Source organism: Limosilactobacillus reuteri (assembly GCF_034259105.1).
GTDB classification, from domain to species: domain Bacteria; phylum Bacillota; class Bacilli; order Lactobacillales; family Lactobacillaceae; genus Limosilactobacillus; species Limosilactobacillus reuteri_G.
Window position 1 is genome coordinate 1,112,501 of record NZ_CP139478.1, and the last position, 17,925, is coordinate 1,130,425.

General features: G+C 38.6%; 11 protein-coding genes, 1 rRNA gene and 1 pseudogene (1 of these 13 running past the window's edge). 2 read left to right on the forward strand and 11 right to left on the reverse strand.

Annotation, left to right across the window (positions count from 1 at the left end; all coding sequences use genetic code 11):
• From SH603_RS06380 to SH603_RS06400, 5 genes are all read right to left on the reverse strand, one after another.
• A 16S ribosomal RNA gene (locus SH603_RS06380) occupies positions 1-1,509 on the reverse strand; it reaches 67 nt to the left of the window's first position.
• A 432-nt stretch (positions 1,510-1,941) separates the two neighbouring features.
• Positions 1,942-2,433: a lipocalin/fatty acid-binding family protein gene (locus SH603_RS06385; protein ID WP_321533672.1), complete on the reverse strand. Its 492-nt coding sequence runs from the start codon at positions 2,431-2,433 to the stop codon at positions 1,942-1,944.
• Positions 2,434-2,460: 27 nt separating this feature from the next.
• Positions 2,461-3,657, reverse strand: coding sequence for a hypothetical protein (locus SH603_RS06390; protein ID WP_321533673.1), 1,197 nt, complete (start codon positions 3,655-3,657; stop codon positions 2,461-2,463).
• A 25-nt stretch (positions 3,658-3,682) separates the two neighbouring features.
• Positions 3,683-4,645 carry a hypothetical protein gene (locus SH603_RS06395; protein WP_321533674.1) on the reverse strand — a complete coding sequence of 321 codons (963 nt, stop codon included), beginning with the start codon at positions 4,643-4,645 and terminating at the stop codon, positions 3,683-3,685.
• 12 nt (positions 4,646-4,657) lie between these two features.
• Positions 4,658-8,269, reverse strand: coding sequence for a hypothetical protein (locus SH603_RS06400; protein WP_321533675.1), 3,612 nt, complete (start codon positions 8,267-8,269; stop codon positions 4,658-4,660).
• A 263-nt stretch (positions 8,270-8,532) separates the two neighbouring features.
• Here SH603_RS06400 and SH603_RS06405 point away from each other — a divergent pair, with 263 nt between their 5' ends.
• Positions 8,533-9,237, forward strand: a complete 705-nt coding sequence (locus SH603_RS06405) for a glucosamine-6-phosphate deaminase (protein ID WP_169472816.1) — start codon at positions 8,533-8,535, stop codon at positions 9,235-9,237.
• Here the strand turns inward: SH603_RS06405 and SH603_RS06410 are convergent.
• The 5 genes and pseudogenes from SH603_RS06410 to SH603_RS06430 all read right to left on the reverse strand — a co-directional run.
• A pseudogene (locus SH603_RS06410) lies at positions 9,234-9,473 on the reverse strand (Fic family protein); the annotation flags it as partial. The gene SH603_RS06405 and the pseudogene SH603_RS06410 sit on opposite strands and share 4 nt — an antisense overlap.
• Positions 9,474-9,502: 29 nt before the next feature.
• Positions 9,503-10,426 (reverse strand): IS30 family transposase, encoded by a 924-nt coding sequence (locus SH603_RS06415; protein WP_321533676.1) that lies wholly within the window; start codon positions 10,424-10,426, stop codon positions 9,503-9,505.
• An 81-nt stretch (positions 10,427-10,507) separates the two neighbouring features.
• On the reverse strand, positions 10,508-10,852 hold the full coding sequence (locus SH603_RS06420) for a hypothetical protein (protein WP_321533677.1): 345 nt from the start codon (positions 10,850-10,852) through the stop codon (positions 10,508-10,510).
• Complete coding sequence (locus SH603_RS06425; protein WP_085681060.1) at positions 10,845-11,267, reverse strand: helix-turn-helix domain-containing protein; 423 nt, start codon at positions 11,265-11,267, stop codon at positions 10,845-10,847. Before SH603_RS06425 ends, SH603_RS06420 begins: the two co-directional genes overlap by 8 nt.
• A 109-nt stretch (positions 11,268-11,376) precedes the next feature.
• A complete protein-coding gene (locus SH603_RS06430) occupies positions 11,377-13,332 on the reverse strand; it encodes a bifunctional metallophosphatase/5'-nucleotidase (RefSeq protein ID WP_321533678.1) in 1,956 nt (651 codons plus the stop codon).
• A 178-nt stretch (positions 13,333-13,510) separates the two neighbouring features.
• Between SH603_RS06430 and SH603_RS06435 the strand changes: the two genes are divergently transcribed.
• Positions 13,511-14,188, forward strand: coding sequence for a hypothetical protein (locus SH603_RS06435; protein ID WP_321533679.1), 678 nt, complete (start codon positions 13,511-13,513; stop codon positions 14,186-14,188).
• A 636-nt stretch (positions 14,189-14,824) separates the two neighbouring features.
• On the opposite strand, the gene SH603_RS06440 is transcribed toward SH603_RS06435, so the two are convergent.
• On the reverse strand, positions 14,825-17,923 hold the full coding sequence (locus SH603_RS06440) for an SMC family ATPase (RefSeq protein WP_321533680.1): 3,099 nt from the start codon (positions 17,921-17,923) through the stop codon (positions 14,825-14,827).
• Between the last annotated feature and the right edge of the window lie 2 nt (positions 17,924-17,925).

Here is a 17,925-nt window from a genome sequence, read left to right on the forward strand (position 1 = left end):
CCCGCCTTAGGCGGCTCCCTCCATAAAGGTTAGGCCACCGACTTTGGGCGTTACAAACTCCCATGGTGTGACGGGCGGTGTGTACAAGGCCCGGGAACGTATTCACCGCGGCATGCTGATCCGCGATTACTAGCGATTCCGACTTCGTGTAGGCGAGTTGCAGCCTACAGTCCGAACTGAGAACGGCTTTAAGAGATTAGCTTACTCTCGCGAGCTTGCGACTCGTTGTACCGTCCATTGTAGCACGTGTGTAGCCCAGGTCATAAGGGGCATGATGATCTGACGTCGTCCCCACCTTCCTCCGGTTTGTCACCGGCAGTCTCACTAGAGTGCCCAACTTAATGCTGGCAACTAGTAACAAGGGTTGCGCTCGTTGCGGGACTTAACCCAACATCTCACGACACGAGCTGACGACGACCATGCACCACCTGTCATTGCGTCCCCGAAGGGAACGCCTTATCTCTAAGGTTAGCGCAAGATGTCAAGACCTGGTAAGGTTCTTCGCGTAGCTTCGAATTAAACCACATGCTCCACCGCTTGTGCGGGCCCCCGTCAATTCCTTTGAGTTTCAACCTTGCGGTCGTACTCCCCAGGCGGAGTGCTTAATGCGTTAGCTCCGGCACTGAAGGGCGGAAACCCTCCAACACCTAGCACTCATCGTTTACGGCATGGACTACCAGGGTATCTAATCCTGTTCGCTACCCATGCTTTCGAGCCTCAGCGTCAGTTGCAGACCAGACAGCCGCCTTCGCCACTGGTGTTCTTCCATATATCTACGCATTCCACCGCTACACATGGAGTTCCACTGTCCTCTTCTGCACTCAAGTCGCCCGGTTTCCGATGCACTTCTTCGGTTAAGCCGAAGGCTTTCACATCAGACCTAAGCAACCGCCTGCGCTCGCTTTACGCCCAATAAATCCGGATAACGCTTGCCACCTACGTATTACCGCGGCTGCTGGCACGTAGTTAGCCGTGACTTTCTGGTTGGATACCGTCACTGCGTGAACAGTTACTCTCACGCACATTCTTCTCCAACAACAGAGCTTTACGAGCCGAAACCCTTCTTCACTCACGCGGTGTTGCTCCATCAGGCTTGCGCCCATTGTGGAAGATTCCCTACTGCTGCCTCCCGTAGGAGTATGGACCGTGTCTCAGTTCCATTGTGGCCGATCAGTCTCTCAACTCGGCTATGCATCATCGCCTTGGTAAGCCGTTACCTTACCAACTAGCTAATGCACCGCAGGTCCATCCTAGAGTGATAGCCAAAGCCATCTTTCAAACAAAAGCCATGTGGCTTTTGTTGTTATGCGGTATTAGCATCTGTTTCCAAATGTTATCCCCCGCTCCAGGGCAGGTTACCTACGTGTTACTCACCCGTCCGCCACTCACTGGTGATCCATCGTCAATCAGGTGCAAGCACCATCAATCAGTTGGGCCAGTGCGTACGACTTGCATGTATTAGGCACACCGCCGGCGTTCATCCTGAGCCAGGATCAAACTCTCATATAAAATATATAAGAACTTGAATAGCTCTCAATTATCTTTGTTATTAAGCGAATTGACTTCGCAAATGTTTTGCTTCAAATCACATCGTGATTGAAGACCCTACACATTTGATTCGTCGAAACTTTGTTCAGTTTTCAAAGGTCTACCTGTTGGCTAATCAAGCAGCCAATCAACTTGTTTATTATAACATGTATCAGATCAACTTGTCAAGAAGAATTTTTAATTATTTTTAAATTTCTTTTGATCGATAACTCAATCAGCAACTTTATTAATATATCATGTCGTCAATGGGATGTCAACAATATTTTTTAAATTATTGTTGAGACTTTGCAACTAAGTTAAATAAATCTAAGAAGTTACAAGCGATTATCTATCTCCCATCGCTGACAGGAATTTCATTATATCCTATCTCTAAATCCTTTGCAAGCATTTATTTTATTTTTTATGCATATCATTCAAAAATTGTTGAAGGTTTAACTCTTCATTAACTTTTTGGAACGTTTCGGTATTCCAGCCATTACTACCTGTAACAACTAATTTATTATTATCAAGCGTTGCGGTAAGGGGATTAGTTACGTCACGATCTTCCAAATTTATAAGGTAGTGTTCTCCTTCTTTACGCCATGTTAAGCTATCATCTGTATCCGGATTATTCTTATCTGCATAAACATACTGACCTGTTCCGTTTTCATTTAAGACAATAGCTGCACCGTCTTGATCATCTCGATACGATCCAACAATCTTTGCAGTCTTTGTTATTTTAGGCGAATCTTTTTTTGCTACTTTATTGTCATAAACTGGATTAAGTTGCTTACTAGCAAACTGTTTATAATTTATCCCTAAAATTCCTAACAAGATTACCAGTAATATGGTAAATGTAATTAACCCAATATGGGATCGTTTCTTTTTAGTACTTTTCACCATCATCACCCCATCCCTCCTAGTATTATCTCATCATTTCAGTAAATCTGTCACATCTTTTTTAGCTGATCTTTTCTTTTCTTCAAGTTGAATAAATTCTCGAAGGTATTTAAATGGAAAAGGAATTACTGTCAATTGATGAAATCGTACAAAATTCACCATCATCAGTTGAAGAAACTTCAAAATGTTTTCGGTCTCAATCGTAGCGAAACCACGCGCATTTAATTTAATGTTAGGCTGAAGTTGCCAGATGTGGGATGCCTTTGAAATTGACATATTCATATTTTTACTAATGGTTCCAACATTATAGTAAATAACATCCTGATCGTCGTTATCAACGAAATAATTAATATCGGTTAACCCAGAAAGATACTTTTGAACATGGGATTTTATTTTTGGTTTCACTTTCAAAACTAGTCCATATTGTTCATATAATTCATCCAATAACAAATTAATTGCAATTGGACTTAGTATTTTATTCTTCTTCATAAAATTAAATTCATCTTTTAAGTCATTGATGTTAAATGAATCTAGCTCTCTTTTATTGTTAAATGAATCTAGCTCTCTTTTATTAATGATAGAAATAAGATTTTGGTATTTAGTTCTGTAATTAGGGTAACTTTTACTTAAATCATTCAAAGCCCGTTTAAGTTCCGCTTTTGTTACTGATGAACAATTTTGATGACTAATCATCTCGTTGATATCGCCAAAAAGCTCAGCATTAGGTAAGGTAAAGATATTTTTCCTATTTAAATTGTAGAAAGTATTAGCAGGAGTTTTAATTAGGTACCGAAGATCTGCATCATCGGAATTAATAATTTTTGAGCTTTCTTGTAAATCTAACCGTCTCACCTCGAATTCATCACTATTAATCATTTTAAATAGATAGACTGCTTGGGTACCATAAGCTTCCTTTGCAACTTGATAAAACTCCCATCCCTCCATTGAATCTGGTGAATGATACAGACTTAAGCTTCTTTCTTTCAAATCTTTCTTTATTATTAACTCTTTCAATGAATTAATTAACGTACTTCTTAAAGCACCCTTCCTAAAGGTATCAATTGTCAAATGTTGCACTATTGCCTGCTGATAGTCTCTCGCATAATTATCTTTAACATCTTCATGAGTTTGGAAATACCGCCTATTATTAATCACAACTAGATTATATCCAAATTTATCTTCAACGGTCGGTCTAATATTGATTTTAACTGTTGGCAAAAGCTGAACCAACGCGGCCTTGATATCTTCTATCCGTTCATCCCTTGCGATCCGATTGTCGATTAAGTTTAACCGATTCGTCGCAAAGAATTCTTTGATATGCTTGTCTAACTGATTCCCCCCATTCAGTTTGTGAAAGTTGTCCTAAAAGTTGCTTTGCTGTATCTACTTTTTCAAATTTTAATTCAGAAAAATACTCACTAAAAACTAAGTTAAAAACACTGATTAAGTTATACAAGTGATAAAATTTTGTTGACTGTATTTGATTTAACTTGCCATCTGACCCAAATAGCATTTGGCGTGGCTTATCTTTAGGGTATAAAGGGGCATTAATAAAGCAATTTTCGATGTTTAAGTTCTTATTATATTTATTTACCTGCTTTATTTGCCATTTTTTCAAATCAACATCAAACAATGGAGCATTATTAAGACTTTTTCTCGCCATATTATTAAACAAACTAATTCCATGTTCCATAAAACTTTTAACTTTAGTAAACCGGGAAGTTGATAAAAACAAGCTACAATCATCGCCAACCACTAACTTTGTTAAATCAAGGTAAATCTTTTGTGTAAGACGCGGCTTCGAAGGTGTGAGAAAAAGATTGCCGAGCATCCCCGTCCCCTTAATTCCATAGAAGGGTAACATATTAAAAAATAGTCGTAATATGATTGCTTTATCTAAAGAAGATGCTGCTTCCTCGTCTAACTTTGACACCCTAAAAGTATGCTGACTATACTTCTCAACTGTTGCCCTTATCTCTTGAGCATTTACTGCTGCCTTTTTAGTGATTAAATATAAACGATAAACATTTTTTTGGATTTTCTTTCCCGTTAGCGCATTAATACCGAGGCTATTTTCTACATCGATATTAATACTAAAAATTCTTCTTGGAATAAAACGTTGCTCTTCTAAATTTTGGTCAACTGAATATATATCATAGCTAGTCAGAATTTTGCGAGTATCAATATCAAATTTAGCAAGACGATTAGTTGTTATCATTTCTGTCTCCTTTTATTCAAAATAATCCAATAAATTTTTTGCTAATTGACTGTTAAGTTTCCCGTCAGCTAAAAACATACTGGAACATGTAAAGAATTGTCGATATGATTGTGGGCTAAATAGTTTTTGTTTATATTTACTATTAGGTTGAAGTTGGCGAAAATTAATAAAGTATACTGGATTATTCTCTGTACAATTAGCCAGTTTTAGGCGCGCCTTCTTAAATACTTCCGTTTGTTCGGTAGCATTAGTGATCTCATTATAATCTTTGATATCAACAAAAACTTTCTTCTTATCTTTTGTTTGCAGGTAGCAATCAAATAATTCAAATTCATTATCTGCCATTGGATAGACCTTAATCCCTAAGTATTTACAAATAACCTTAAAGACTTCCTCGCTTAACGCTGGACGATAAAAATTATTAAAGATTCCTGGTAATAATTGATAATGGTGCAGCTTTTCAAAATCATGATAGTAACCTAATAGGTCAAAATCTTCTTTGAGCCACGAATTTGCTTCATATATTTTATTTAAAGTCTTTCCATAATGGGCAAAATCAAATTGATGCTGGTTATAGTTTTGAATTGGAACAGCGTCAATAGCAAGTAACCGACTATAGTCTCCTTCGATAGCAAAGTAATATTTATTAACCGCTTTTTCGAACTGCCAATGGAGGCGCTGAATGTTTACAGGTGCATCATCACCAAATGGATGCTTTAGTATTAATTCACGTGCTCTTTGCCAAAGCTCTTTTGTCCCTTTCCGGTCTTGTCGCAGTTGAGATGGCAACCGAACTGTAAAACGATGTTGGATTTCATTAGCCATATTGAGTTTTTCATGAAGCAACGTTGCTTTTTCTTTTTCAAGTTCCGCTTCTCTTCCGGTAATATCTGCTAATACTGCAGCCATTTCTAAGGTAGTTCGTTTATTATTCAAATAGTTGCTTACAAGGTTCTTTTTTGCGGCATTGTCTATTAAGATCATGGGACGGCTACTCTTGATATTGGTCCGTGCCATTCTTCCTAAAGCTTGCTCAATATAAACACCTCCCGCGACTTTTACTGGTTGCAAATCATTTTGTCGATAGTTATTTACTGGGCCCCCGTTTATATAAGCATACAAATTTTTCCGATAAGTTGCCCTCGTAATATGACCGTTTCCATATAAGGCATCTTGTTCGCCAATTATGTGCAGCATTTTCTTTATTGAAAACTGTTCATCGTCTCTGCCAATCCAAGTCGCAATATGAGTGGGAGCTTCAAGGTATTCGCCATCAATATCTTTAGATAAGTTCTGCATTTGTTTGCCGATTATTACTCCATTTTTACTTTTGACTAGTTCTGTTAATGTTTCCGTATCAACTGAGTAATGAAGATTAATCCCTCTTCCCAAAGCAGCATAAGTAGTTACCATAATGTTAAGCTTGCCGTTTGTCCAATCCTCTTTTATTAGGGGAATCTTTTGCTGAATATTCTGAGCATCGACAACCGTTAAGGAAACCTTCCCCATCCCTATCGCCTTTAAACATAACTTATACCAATACAATAACTCTTCGCTAACTTTCTTGTTTTTGAATAATACATATGCTGGATTGAGAGGGCGCTTATTGTAAGATTTTACAAACGAAATAAGTGCTTGCAACGTTTTTAGGTTCCGCAAAAGAGTAAAACTAACTTGACCATCCCCTGCTAATGAAATTACGTCATTAGGCCTTAACCCTTCTTCTTCTGGATATGCAGTAAAGAGTTCAACAGGAATACGGTTAACCTTAAGCACCCTTTGTAAAAGGTCTTTTGCAAAAATAGTGTCTTGCCCTTTAATCGGTAAGTCAACATTCGTAATTGAGACATTAATTCCGGCTCTTCTTTCTGCTGCCAAATAATCTTTATTTTCTTTATCTAGCTCTTTCTCCAATTGCGTCGACAATTGATAATTATTCTTCACATGCGCTTCAACCCACTGATAATCAAAATTATTTAACATTGTTGGGCTTTTAGCGATCGCCGACAAACCATATACGTGCCATTTATTTGCTAAAAATGCCAGGAGCCTTTCAGCACTAAAGTTGGAATGATACCAATAAACGTGATCACCAAATGCTTTATCGTCATTGCTCATTATTTGTAAGTATTCATAGCCATTTGCGTAAATACTTTGGTTATCACCAAACAATCTCTCAGTCGTCAAATCAAATCTTCCTGTTATCCCATCTTCAAGACGACTTAATATATATGTGGTTTTATCTTCTTCATTGCTTTCATCTAAAATACTCCGGATGATATAGGCGGTTGCCTCATTTGCCGTCCAGTCTTTTCTTTCAGCTCTGGTTACATTTTGACCGATTTTCTGCGCGTTTTTGACGAAAAACCGAATTAACTTTTGCAAATGCTTTAAAACTTGCGAAAGCCTCAGTTCACCATGTTGATATAATGCTTTATCAGACTTAATCAAATTTAACTGTTGTTGAGGATCCGATTGAATGACTAAATACCTTTCAGCTTCTGTTTTGCCTAACAGTTGGTTTTGCATCCCAATATTAAAGATAAAGCGCTGGTTCTCATCCTTTAGCGAATCATCAAGCTTAACCCGATATAATAAGTTTAACTTTTTATAAGTATCACATATTTTTTGCTGCATAACTTTTAGAATCTCTTTATTATCGTTATTGCCATTTATCCCCGGTGCATCAATAATCTGTTGTGGTAAGGTTGTCATACAGTCGTTTACTTTTATGATTATTCTCCGGTAAATATGAAACAAATCAAGACGGTCCCTAAATGCCAAATCACTTTTGTCAGTAATCTGGTCGATGATGAAATTATTCCAATCTTCTTTGATCTCATCGACCTCGTCCATAATTAAGTGAACCTTTTTCTGAGAAAAGGCAGCCCAGATATGCATTGTACTGGCTTTAGGAGTTTTAATAAGGGCGAGAAATTTTCTACTCGTCATAAAGACAACCCGTTTCTCTTTTAATTTGAGTTCAGGAAACATCTTGAGTACCCATGGAATGTTTGCAGCTATTTCCTCTAAGATATCATTGTTACTAATCTTCTTAGAATGGGACTTCTTCTTAATATCTCTGACTAAATTCTTTTTCAAAAGCGGAACTATTTTACTGAAATCTTCATCATCTACATGTTTATTTTGAGAAAAAGAAAATTTATGCAGAAAGAAATAAAATTGATACCTATTTATTGCGCTCTTCAACGTTTCCGCAAATAATGGATAACGGTGTTTAAACGGTGATAAAAAATTCGTGACTCTAGAAGAAATACTATCGGTATCGGTCGGCTCAATTCCCTTAAAGATCGCTTTATTTAAATAATCACTAACTTCATCCACTTCAGATTTAAGTAAGATGACATTTCGCCTAACAAAATGCTTATCTTTACCATGGTTTTCTAATTGTCTAACCAATCCCCGCCATGCTTCATCCCGATTCTGTCGGTTGGGAGTTATGTAGATAATGACATCAGATTCCTTACTTTTCATTAGCATGTCCGTTACCCACTGCAGGGCACCCGTTGTTTTCCTAGAGCCAGTTCGATTTTCAAATAATGCTAAACCCGGAAACTGCTTTTCAGCAATTTCATTAAACAGCTTAACCGTTAAGTTCTCCATTGGCACTATCTCCCTTCTAAAAAAGCAAAAAGGGGCTCCTTGCTGATCAGAGAGTCCCCAAATAATAATTCGATAATTGCAAAAAACATATGTGTTGCTGAAAGATAATTCATTTTACTTATTTGCTGCTATTTTCTTTCCCTTATTTTACACATTTTTGTAAGCGCATTCAATAACGTTTTTGTCAAATCTCAAGAATAAGCATTTGCAATTGCTCTTTTCTTTTTCCTTAAAAGAATTACAATAGTCGTGAGGTGATAAGGATGAAAATTCTTGTAACGAAAAATAAAGAAGTAGCAAGCCAAAACGCCTTTGAACTTCTCCAAACAGATATTATTAATGGTGCCCAGGTGCTTGGCCTCGCAACAGGTAGTTCTCCCCTAGGTCTTTATCAAGAGATGACTAGTAGTTCAGTTGATTATTCCAACCTTATTTCGATTAACCTTGATGAATATGTCGGTCTTAAACCAACTGATCCGCAAAGTTATCATTACTTTATGGAGCATCATCTTTTCACGCAAAAACCATTTGCCAAAAGTTTTATTCCAAATGGCAGTAACCTGAATACTGCTGAAGTAATTAATCACTATAATCAGATTTTGGCTACTTATCCTATTGATACGCAAATTTTAGGAATCGGCAATAATGGTCATATCGGTTTTAATGAGCCCGGAACCCCTTTTGATAGCCAAACCCATAAAGTAAAGTTAACCCCTGCTACTATTAATGCCAACGCACGCTTCTTTACTTCAAGCAAGGACGTACCAACGGAAGCCTATACAATGGGAATCGGTTCAATCTTGCAAGCAAAACATATCATCTTACTCGCATTTGGTGAGCAAAAAGCAGACGCAATCAACAAAATGGTCAACGGTAAAATCACGACCGCTGTTCCGGCATCAGCCCTCCAACAGCATCCAAACGTAACAGTGATTCTTGATAAACAAGCAGCAAGCAACCTAGCTTAACCAGCACTTTTCTGTAATGCCATGGTCTTGGCGATAATACCAACATCTGATTGGTTTAACCCGGCAATCATTTCCGCGTTGTCTGCTGGATAATCAATTACCTGACCATGATGGAGGGCAATTAACTGGATGAATAATTTAGTTGACCGCCCATTCCCTTCACGAAACGGATGAATATAGTTCAAATCATTTAAGAGAGCAGCATAATCCTCAATGGTAGGCTGCTTTTTCTTATGGCAGATTGCAAGAAATAACTTGAACGAATTTAGTGACGTAGATTAATCAAGAAGATCTCGATTGGTGTGTGCCAGTTAAGACATTTAAGTGGTCGGGAATTCAGATACCAATTGATTTGAACCAGCTGGCGATCGCTCAGCTCTTCAATGGCTTGTCCCTTGGGAATAAACCGTCGCAAAACTCGATTACGGTTCTCATTACTACCGCGTTCGTGCGGTGAATAGGCATGGGCAAAGTAAACCTGAGTACCCGTTAGCTGTTCAATTGCCTGATAGTTAGCGAACTCTTTCCCATGATCCACGGTAAGCGTCTTGAGCTTGTCTTGAAGTTGACTAGCTAGTTCAAGTACGGCTTGAGTCATGGACTGACTGTCGCGACCATGGAGCCGTTTAACAATTGTCAGGCGACTCTTACGCTCCACAAAAGTCGCCACAGCTTGACCTTTACGTTTGCCAGAAAGTACGGTATCAGCTTCAAAGTGGCCGAATTCTTGGCGAGTTTCGACTTTATGAGGACGCTCCTCAATGGAGCGGCCGTGACTGAACGTACCACGCTTTTCTTTAGCACGATGACGACGAATTCCATGATCAGGCAAATCGGGTAACTGTACATCAAGCCATCCTTGATCAATCCAGTTATAGACCGTCTTGTAGGCAATCCCAACTACATGGGCAACTTGTTCAGGGGACCACTTCTGGACTTGAATCTTTTCCTCAATCAAGTGCTTAAGGCTTTTAGTGAGTGAAGACTTCCGCCCCCGTTGACTAACCTTGCGTTCAAAGTCAGTTTGCGCTAGTTCAGCTTGATACCCACTATTTAGCCGGTGAAGTTCGTTAAAGATGGTGGTCTTACTAAAGCCTAAGTAGTTAGCGATGTATCGCAAGGAACGTCCTTCATTATGAAGCGTTTCAATGACAACACGGTTCTGGAATGATAAAATAGTGGTGCTCATCAAGGTCCTTCTTTCTAATGGATTGTGTGGTAACACCATTAAAGACCTTGATGGGTTTTTCTGTCCACTTAAATGTTCAACTTAAATTTTACAATCTGCCTTATTCAATCGCACAATTTCGTCATTAATATATTTAATTGCATTATCAAAGCGACCATATTCTAAAAAATCAAAACCTGCTTTAGAAATATAGTAGTTACGTAACTCACCCGCCCAGTCATAAAGCCAACCAAAAAGGAATTTATTAATCGTCTGTAAATCTTCAAAACTCTTAATTTTCGGTTGTTGTTGAAGGAGGGCCACTTCCCTTTCTGCTACGCCGCGATACTCAATTAAACTTAATTCATCCGCATTTTTAATTGCAAATTTATTGCGGAGTGTTCCATTATCATATAAAAATTTTGCTTGAAGTTCTTCATCAGTCATCTTCATCACCAAATAATTGCTCAATTTCCATTAAAATTTCATCATCTGGATTTTCAGCGCTCTCTTTTAGTTGCCTTACATCTGTTGCTGTAGGCTCCCATCCCTCCAAAACATTACTTTCAACAGCAAACCGAACTTGTTGATAAGAAGAAGGTGTTTGGAACTGCACGTGCTGAATCGTTAATTGATCATCGTCAGTATGGAGGTGAAAATCAAAGTCTTGAATCCGATCTAATAATTCTCCTGGACGCTCTCCTAAAGCATCTGCAAGTGCATTAAGAATCTGAATTGACCAGGTTGCAACTGGGCGTTTAAGTGTTTCGTTAACCTGCGCAACGTCAAGGCCGCTTTCTTGAGCAACAAATGCGACTGTCATATTATTGGTTTTTAAAATATTGATGATGTTTTCTGCCATGTTCTTACTCCATTTTTACTTTATCGTTTCCATTATAGCGAGAAAACAAAATAATGAAAAATAGACTGCTAACTCCCACATAATGAAGGTAACAGTCTATTTTAAGCAATTAAGCATGTTTACGCTTGCGATCAATAATTGTCAATCCGGTTGCTGCCATTAATGAACTTCCGAGAAGAAGTAATGCAAGATCTTCATCGTTACCAGTTTGTGGTAAAGCTGCTTGCTGGTCAGCTGCTTTTTGTTTTTGGCCATTAATTGATGTAGGTGTCAAATTAATTAATTGATTATTAGCAGCTACGGTTTGTTGCTTAGGTTGAGCATGCAATGTAACAGTTTCGGCTGGTTGACCAGCTGTTGTTGGCAAGGTTATTGTTGGAGATACTGATTGGCTTGGAACCTCTTGAAGCTGATTTCCTTCAGTCTGGGAATTAGCATCATTTTGAGTGTGCTGATTAGTTCCTGTTTGTGACTGTGTGTCTGCGTCTGACTTCGCTAATTGTTCAGCAGTCAAGTAAATCTTACGGTTCATTGTTGGTGCGGTAATTGGTTTACCATCATTAGTCATATCAGTAATATAGTCAATAAACGCGTCTGTATCTTGACCAACAATCCTGATAACTTTGGTGCCCTTAAATGCAGAAAAGCCATCTCCGCCACCTGCTAAAAAGTCATTAATAACAACATTATAAGTCTTATTCATATCAAGCGGTTGATTATGTTGGTCATAAACTTGAACGACCTTATATGGTTGGTTAGGATCATTTTGATCAGTATAAGTATAATGAAGCCCGGAAATCTGTAAGTAATAAGCTTGATCTTCGTCATATTGTTGATTCAAGGCTTCAACGATTTGTGCCCCTGTCATTTCAACTACCCGTAAAATATTACCAAATGGTTGAACCGCTTGGGCACTTCCCCATGTAATGGAACGATCAGGATTAACATGCAGGTCTGCACGAACGCCGCCTGTATTAGTCATCGCAAAATCAGCTGGTAAGCCCACCTTATGAGCGGCATATAATTGACCATCGACAACTAATTCACCAACGGCATTTTCACGAGTAGGGGTATTATGTAGTCGTCCAAGAATATCGCCTGTGGTAGCAGCTTCCCCTATTTTCTTATTAATAATTGGTGCTACTAGATTGTTAGCATCTTCAACAATTGCTGTAACATTTGCATCTGTTTTGATATTAGGCGCATCCTTTTCTGATAATACAGGAAAGACATGCGAAACGAGACTATTCGGTGCGAAATCATTAGTTGTTGGATCGATGTAACCGATAATATCATCGTAAGCCTTACCTGTGTAAATGGCTTGCACTAATTTTACACTACCAACAGTAGCATTAGCATATTGGTGGGAGTGACCAGCAACATAAAGGTCGACAGAATTATCAGGGTCAATTTGGTAAAGCTTCTTAATGATATCAACAGCATTACCTTTAGTGCTGCCATTTTTATCCGTTGAAACCCCTGTATGGGCAAGAACTACAATTGCATTAACACCCTTTTTACGTAAAATTTGATCATATTTTGCAATTGTTTCAGCCTCGTCTAAAACATCATAATCTTTGTAATTATCGTATAAGGTTAAAATTGGTAGGGAAGTAGTTTCAATCCCAATAAAGCCAATCCGAGCAACTTTACCATCGCTAGTATGAATTTCTTTAATCAAGTATGGTTGCATTCCAAATGGGATTTGACCATCAGATTTATTTACAACATTGGCAGTAATGATATTAATCCCTGTTTTCACATGAGGATAGGCCATCTCAGCTTCATTATATTGTTTAGTAGGTTCACCACCATTAACAATCCGCATATACTCAGCTAAACCTTCATCGAACTCATGGTTTCCCAAAGTTCCTATTTCAAAATGCATTGCGTCTAAAGCATGCATGGTTGATTCGTCTTGGAGAAGAGCAGAATTTGCTGGAGAAGCCCCAACCATATCTCCGGCTTCTACCCGAATTGAGGTTCCTGTCGGATTAGCGTTCTTAAAACTTTCCTCTGCCGCATCAAGGTTACCAGCATAAAAAACTCCTCTATAAATATACAATGGACAATAGCTTAAAAGTTGTTTTAATTTTATCATGACTAAAAGTTAATTTTTATAGTAATTCCGACGCTTATGTAAAGGCATACAACAAGACTAGATTAACTTTTTAAATTGACTTTTATATGATATGATCTTAGAGGGGAAAAACACCTATTAAAGAAAATGGGGGAAGTATACTGTGAGAAAACTAGCAACAATCTTTACTAGCTTTTTTGCTGGAATATGTTTATTTATTATCCCAATTAACCAACATTCAGTACTTGCCAGTGATTTACCACTCACCGTTAATATCCCAGACGGTAAGAATGCGCAAGCGACAAGCAAAGGTATTAAGATTGATACTGAAGCAGATGGATCTATCACTTTTTCAAGAAAGACTGAAGCCAATGCAACCATTAAAATTGTGAAGCATGGCGGAAACAACGGTCACTATACTGTTGAAACCGATGATAATGGTAATTTTAGTAAGAATCTAAAACTTGCTACTAGTACCAAGAAGTGTCGTTTCGATATTACTGCCACTAACAGTGATGATGATAAAAGCGCCAAAACAAGTTTTACTGTTACTAATACTACTTACGTAAAACCAGTTGTTGAAAGCGAATCATCTTCAGAAATATCATCTAGCAGCAGTAGCGAGGAAAGTTCAGCAGTTAATACAAGTACCAGTTCAACTGCACCATCGAATAACGGTGATATGCGAACCGATCAGACCGGTATGATCGTTGGTAATGCTCGTTCAAAAATCTACCATACGCCTGATCAGCAAGGCTATCATATGAACTCAGCAAATGCGGTCTATTTCAACTCAGAAGCAGAAGTGCAAGCCGCTGGATACCGCAAATCATTAAGATAAATAATTTCAAAGTCATTATTGCCCTCCTGTACAATAATGGCTTTTTTATATTATAAGAAAAAGCTAAGAAGAATTTCCTAGCTTTTAAAATGAAGGCCTATTTGATTGTGGAAGATAATATGGAGTTAAAGAGCATTAAATGCATTTTTTAGGCCTTCACTTAAATATATACGTAAAAAGATAACATTTGCACTTTTTATTTTAAAAAATAAAGATCTCCTATCTGGTGATACGTAAAAGAGTAGATAAGAGATCTTTACATTAAGATTTGTGGGAGAAGAAAGAGAGCGAGACAGGAATCACCTGTTACTTCGTTTTTTGACGCAAACCTAGCCTTTGGAGGCCACGCAAACATCAATAGTCACCAACAGCTTTGCCAAGCGATGATAGACCATTGTTGTACCGCGCTGTCACCTCATTATGAAACCAACTTGACTCATATCACAGCTCCCATTAGGGAAGTGATTGCAGACGAAGACAGCAACTAATGGGGAAAGGAGTCTATGAACGAACAAGTCCTCATCTCGCAAATCGCCTCCCCTATAAATATATATACGCAAAAAACTAATTTTTGCACTTTTTATTTTTAATTTTTTATCTAATTTCATCATCGCAAATTTAAATACTGTTTTGAACTTATATTTCATGCTGATATGCGACATAACTACGGCCATTTCTTGATCGAACAATTAACTGATCTGGAATTTGCTCCTCAAGTTCAGTGATATGACTGATAATTCCAATCATCCGGTGGCCTTCGAGTTCTTGAAGGGAATGAAGAGCATCTTCAAGAGCTTGCTGATCAAGAGAACCAAATCCTTCATCGATAAAGAGCGCATCAATCTTAATTCCCCCACTTTGCTCTTGGACAATCTGACAAAGAGCTAAAGCAAGAGCAAGTGAAGCCATAAAACTTTCACCACCAGAAAGCGTCCGGGCACTTCGCGTTCTACCAGCATTATCATCATATACATTAACTTCAAGCCCACTCCACTTGGCACCAGCCCCATGACTTTCCGTTGCTAATTCAAACTGGTAGCGACCATTAGTTAACCGGTCTAACTGAACATTGGCTGCTACTAAGACATCTTGAAAATATGCCTGTAATACATACCGTTCTAAGCTAACATGGTTTTCAGTATTCCCAGTCACAACATCTGTTAATGTTTGTAATTCATTAATTTCTTGATCAAGTTTTCCAGTTTTTTCGACTGCCTTAATAATCTTTTGATCCGTTTCTTCTAATTGCTTATACTGAGCAGTTAACTGACCAATTTCTTGCTGACATTGCCGAAGTTGTCCACGCTCAGCATTAAGCTTTGTCTGCGTTGACGCAATATCTGGCATCGAATGATTATTGATGGCCTTAGTCAACCGCTCTTGTTGGGACTGATTATCCTGGACTTGATTCTCAAAGGTCGTTACCTGTTCACGTAAAGATGACAATGTTGCCACTTGTTCACTAGCTTCTTGCCAGAAATCCCATTTAAGCTGGACATCATATTGTGCTAAAAGGTTCACAAGATATTGGTGTAAGTTATCCTGTTGCGTCGTTTGGGTGGCAAGTTCTTCTTTAGTCTGAGCGATCCGACTATTTGTCCCTGCTAATTTTTCAGCATTTTCTTGTCGTTGCTGTTTCAATAATTCAAGCTGGTTATTAAAGGCTTTGATCTTTAGTTGATCAGTTTGAATTTGCTTGTCAGCAGCTTCTTTAGTAGGAAATTTTGCTGGTAAAGAAGCTGCTTTTTCTTTCAGAATAGTCTGCTTGGCGATTAAATCCTGTTTGCAGCGGTTCACACTTTCGTCTATTTTATCTAATTCTTCTTGAGAGAACTTGGATTCTTGTTGCAATTCTTCCTCTTCTTGGCGCCATTCTTTAACCTGTTGTTCTATTCTATCGAGGTCAGTCTTCATTTCTGCTAGTTTTTGAGCGTGATTTTCGATTTGTCCTTCCCAATCACTCGGTAATTCATTATCCCCTAACAGTTCAGCTAAATTTGCCTGCTTGGTTTCTACCTCTGTCGTTAAGTTAGCAATTTGGGCAACGCTTTGGCGAACTTGCTCTTTTAAGTGGTCAAGCGTACTACGGTTTTGTTGAACTTTAACGGTTGCCGCTTTAACTTGTGTTTCCGTTACCAATTCATCATCTGCTAAGCTTGCTGGATGGGGATGGTCAAGCGATCCACAAATTGGACAAGGGGTGGCTGGCTTTAATTTTTGGGCAAGGATGGCAATTTGGTGACGGGCAAAGCGATCATTTAAGTCATCCAACTCACCTTGCGATTTTTGAACGAGTTTTTCAGCATCCCCCTGCTTTTGCTCCAATTTCGCGCAATTTTCCTTTTCAGATAAAAGTTTTGTTTCTAATTGCTTTAAATCTTTTCTAGCAGTCGTTAATTTTTCCTGAAGCCCTTCCTTCTTTGCTAGTTGAACTTGGACTTCACCTAAGTTTTCATGCTCTTTTAAATTATTAGCAATAACCGTCAATTGCTGTTGAGCGTCTTGCAACTTCTTCTGGGAAGCAGCTTGCTGTTTTTCCTGCTGCTTTAAGTTTGTTTGTAGTTCATCGACAGTTGATTTTAGCTTATCTCGATCATCGAATAATGGGAGTTTATTCGTCAAGTCGGCGACCTCTGTTTGAAGCTGATCAATCTCTTCTTGCTGCTTGCTCGTTTGTTGTAGTTCAGTTTCAATTGTTTGCTGTTGCTTTTGAAGATTACGCAGGTCCTCATGGAGAATATTACTGTCTGCTGTTAATTTTTGGAGACGCTTTTCGCCATCTTTCCACCGTTGATATTCTGTCTGGTGTTCTTGGTACCATTCAAGGATTTTTACTTGCTGCTTTGTTTCGCGGATCTTTTCCGCTTGAGCTTGCAGTGTTTCTCCAGCCTTGATAAGTTCAGCCAACTCCTCAATATTCTTCTTCAACTCTTGCTCAGTATGAAGTTGAGCATCAAGCTGATCAACTTTCTTTTGCTGTTGCTGCTCATCATCGCCCAAACGTTCAAGATTAGCCTTTAGTCGGGATAAGTAATTTTTTGCTTCCGCTAACCATTCTTTAGTTGTTAATTGCGCATTAATCTCGGTTACTGTTTCCTTTAATGATTGAAGTTTTGTTTCTTGGGTCGTCAATGACTTCTTCTGTTCACGCAAATCATTTTTTAGCTGCGCTGCCCACTGCTCATAACGGGACGTATTAAAGAGGTCCCGTAGAAGAGCTTCCTTCGTATTGCTATCTGAATCAAGAAACTGCCGAAACTTTCCTTGAGGGAGAAGAACAATCTGCTTAAATTGATCGCGGGTCAGGTTGAGCAGGTCAGTAATAAACGTGTCTGCTTCCTTGATTTTAGTAATTTCATGGGGATGATCGCTTTCAAGCGGGTAAATAAGATCAACGGCTTGATTATGTTCAACTAAATTACCGCGGCGTCCCTTTAAAACCTGTTTAGGACGACGCATAATTTGATATTTAAGGTCTTGGTGTTCAAAGGTAAACTTCACCATTGTTTCTTGATCAGCTGGTGCGAAATCAGAACGTAAAGCAGCAGCCGACCGATCACGATCATTGGTTGTTTGACCAAAAAGCGCATAACACATTGCATCAAAAATCGTGGTTTTCCCTGCACCAGTATTCCCTGCTACCAGAAATAAGGAACGCTCTGTGAACTGCGTAAAGTCAATCACTTGATGCTCATACGGCCCAAAGTAATGTAGTTCAATCGTTAATGGACGCATCT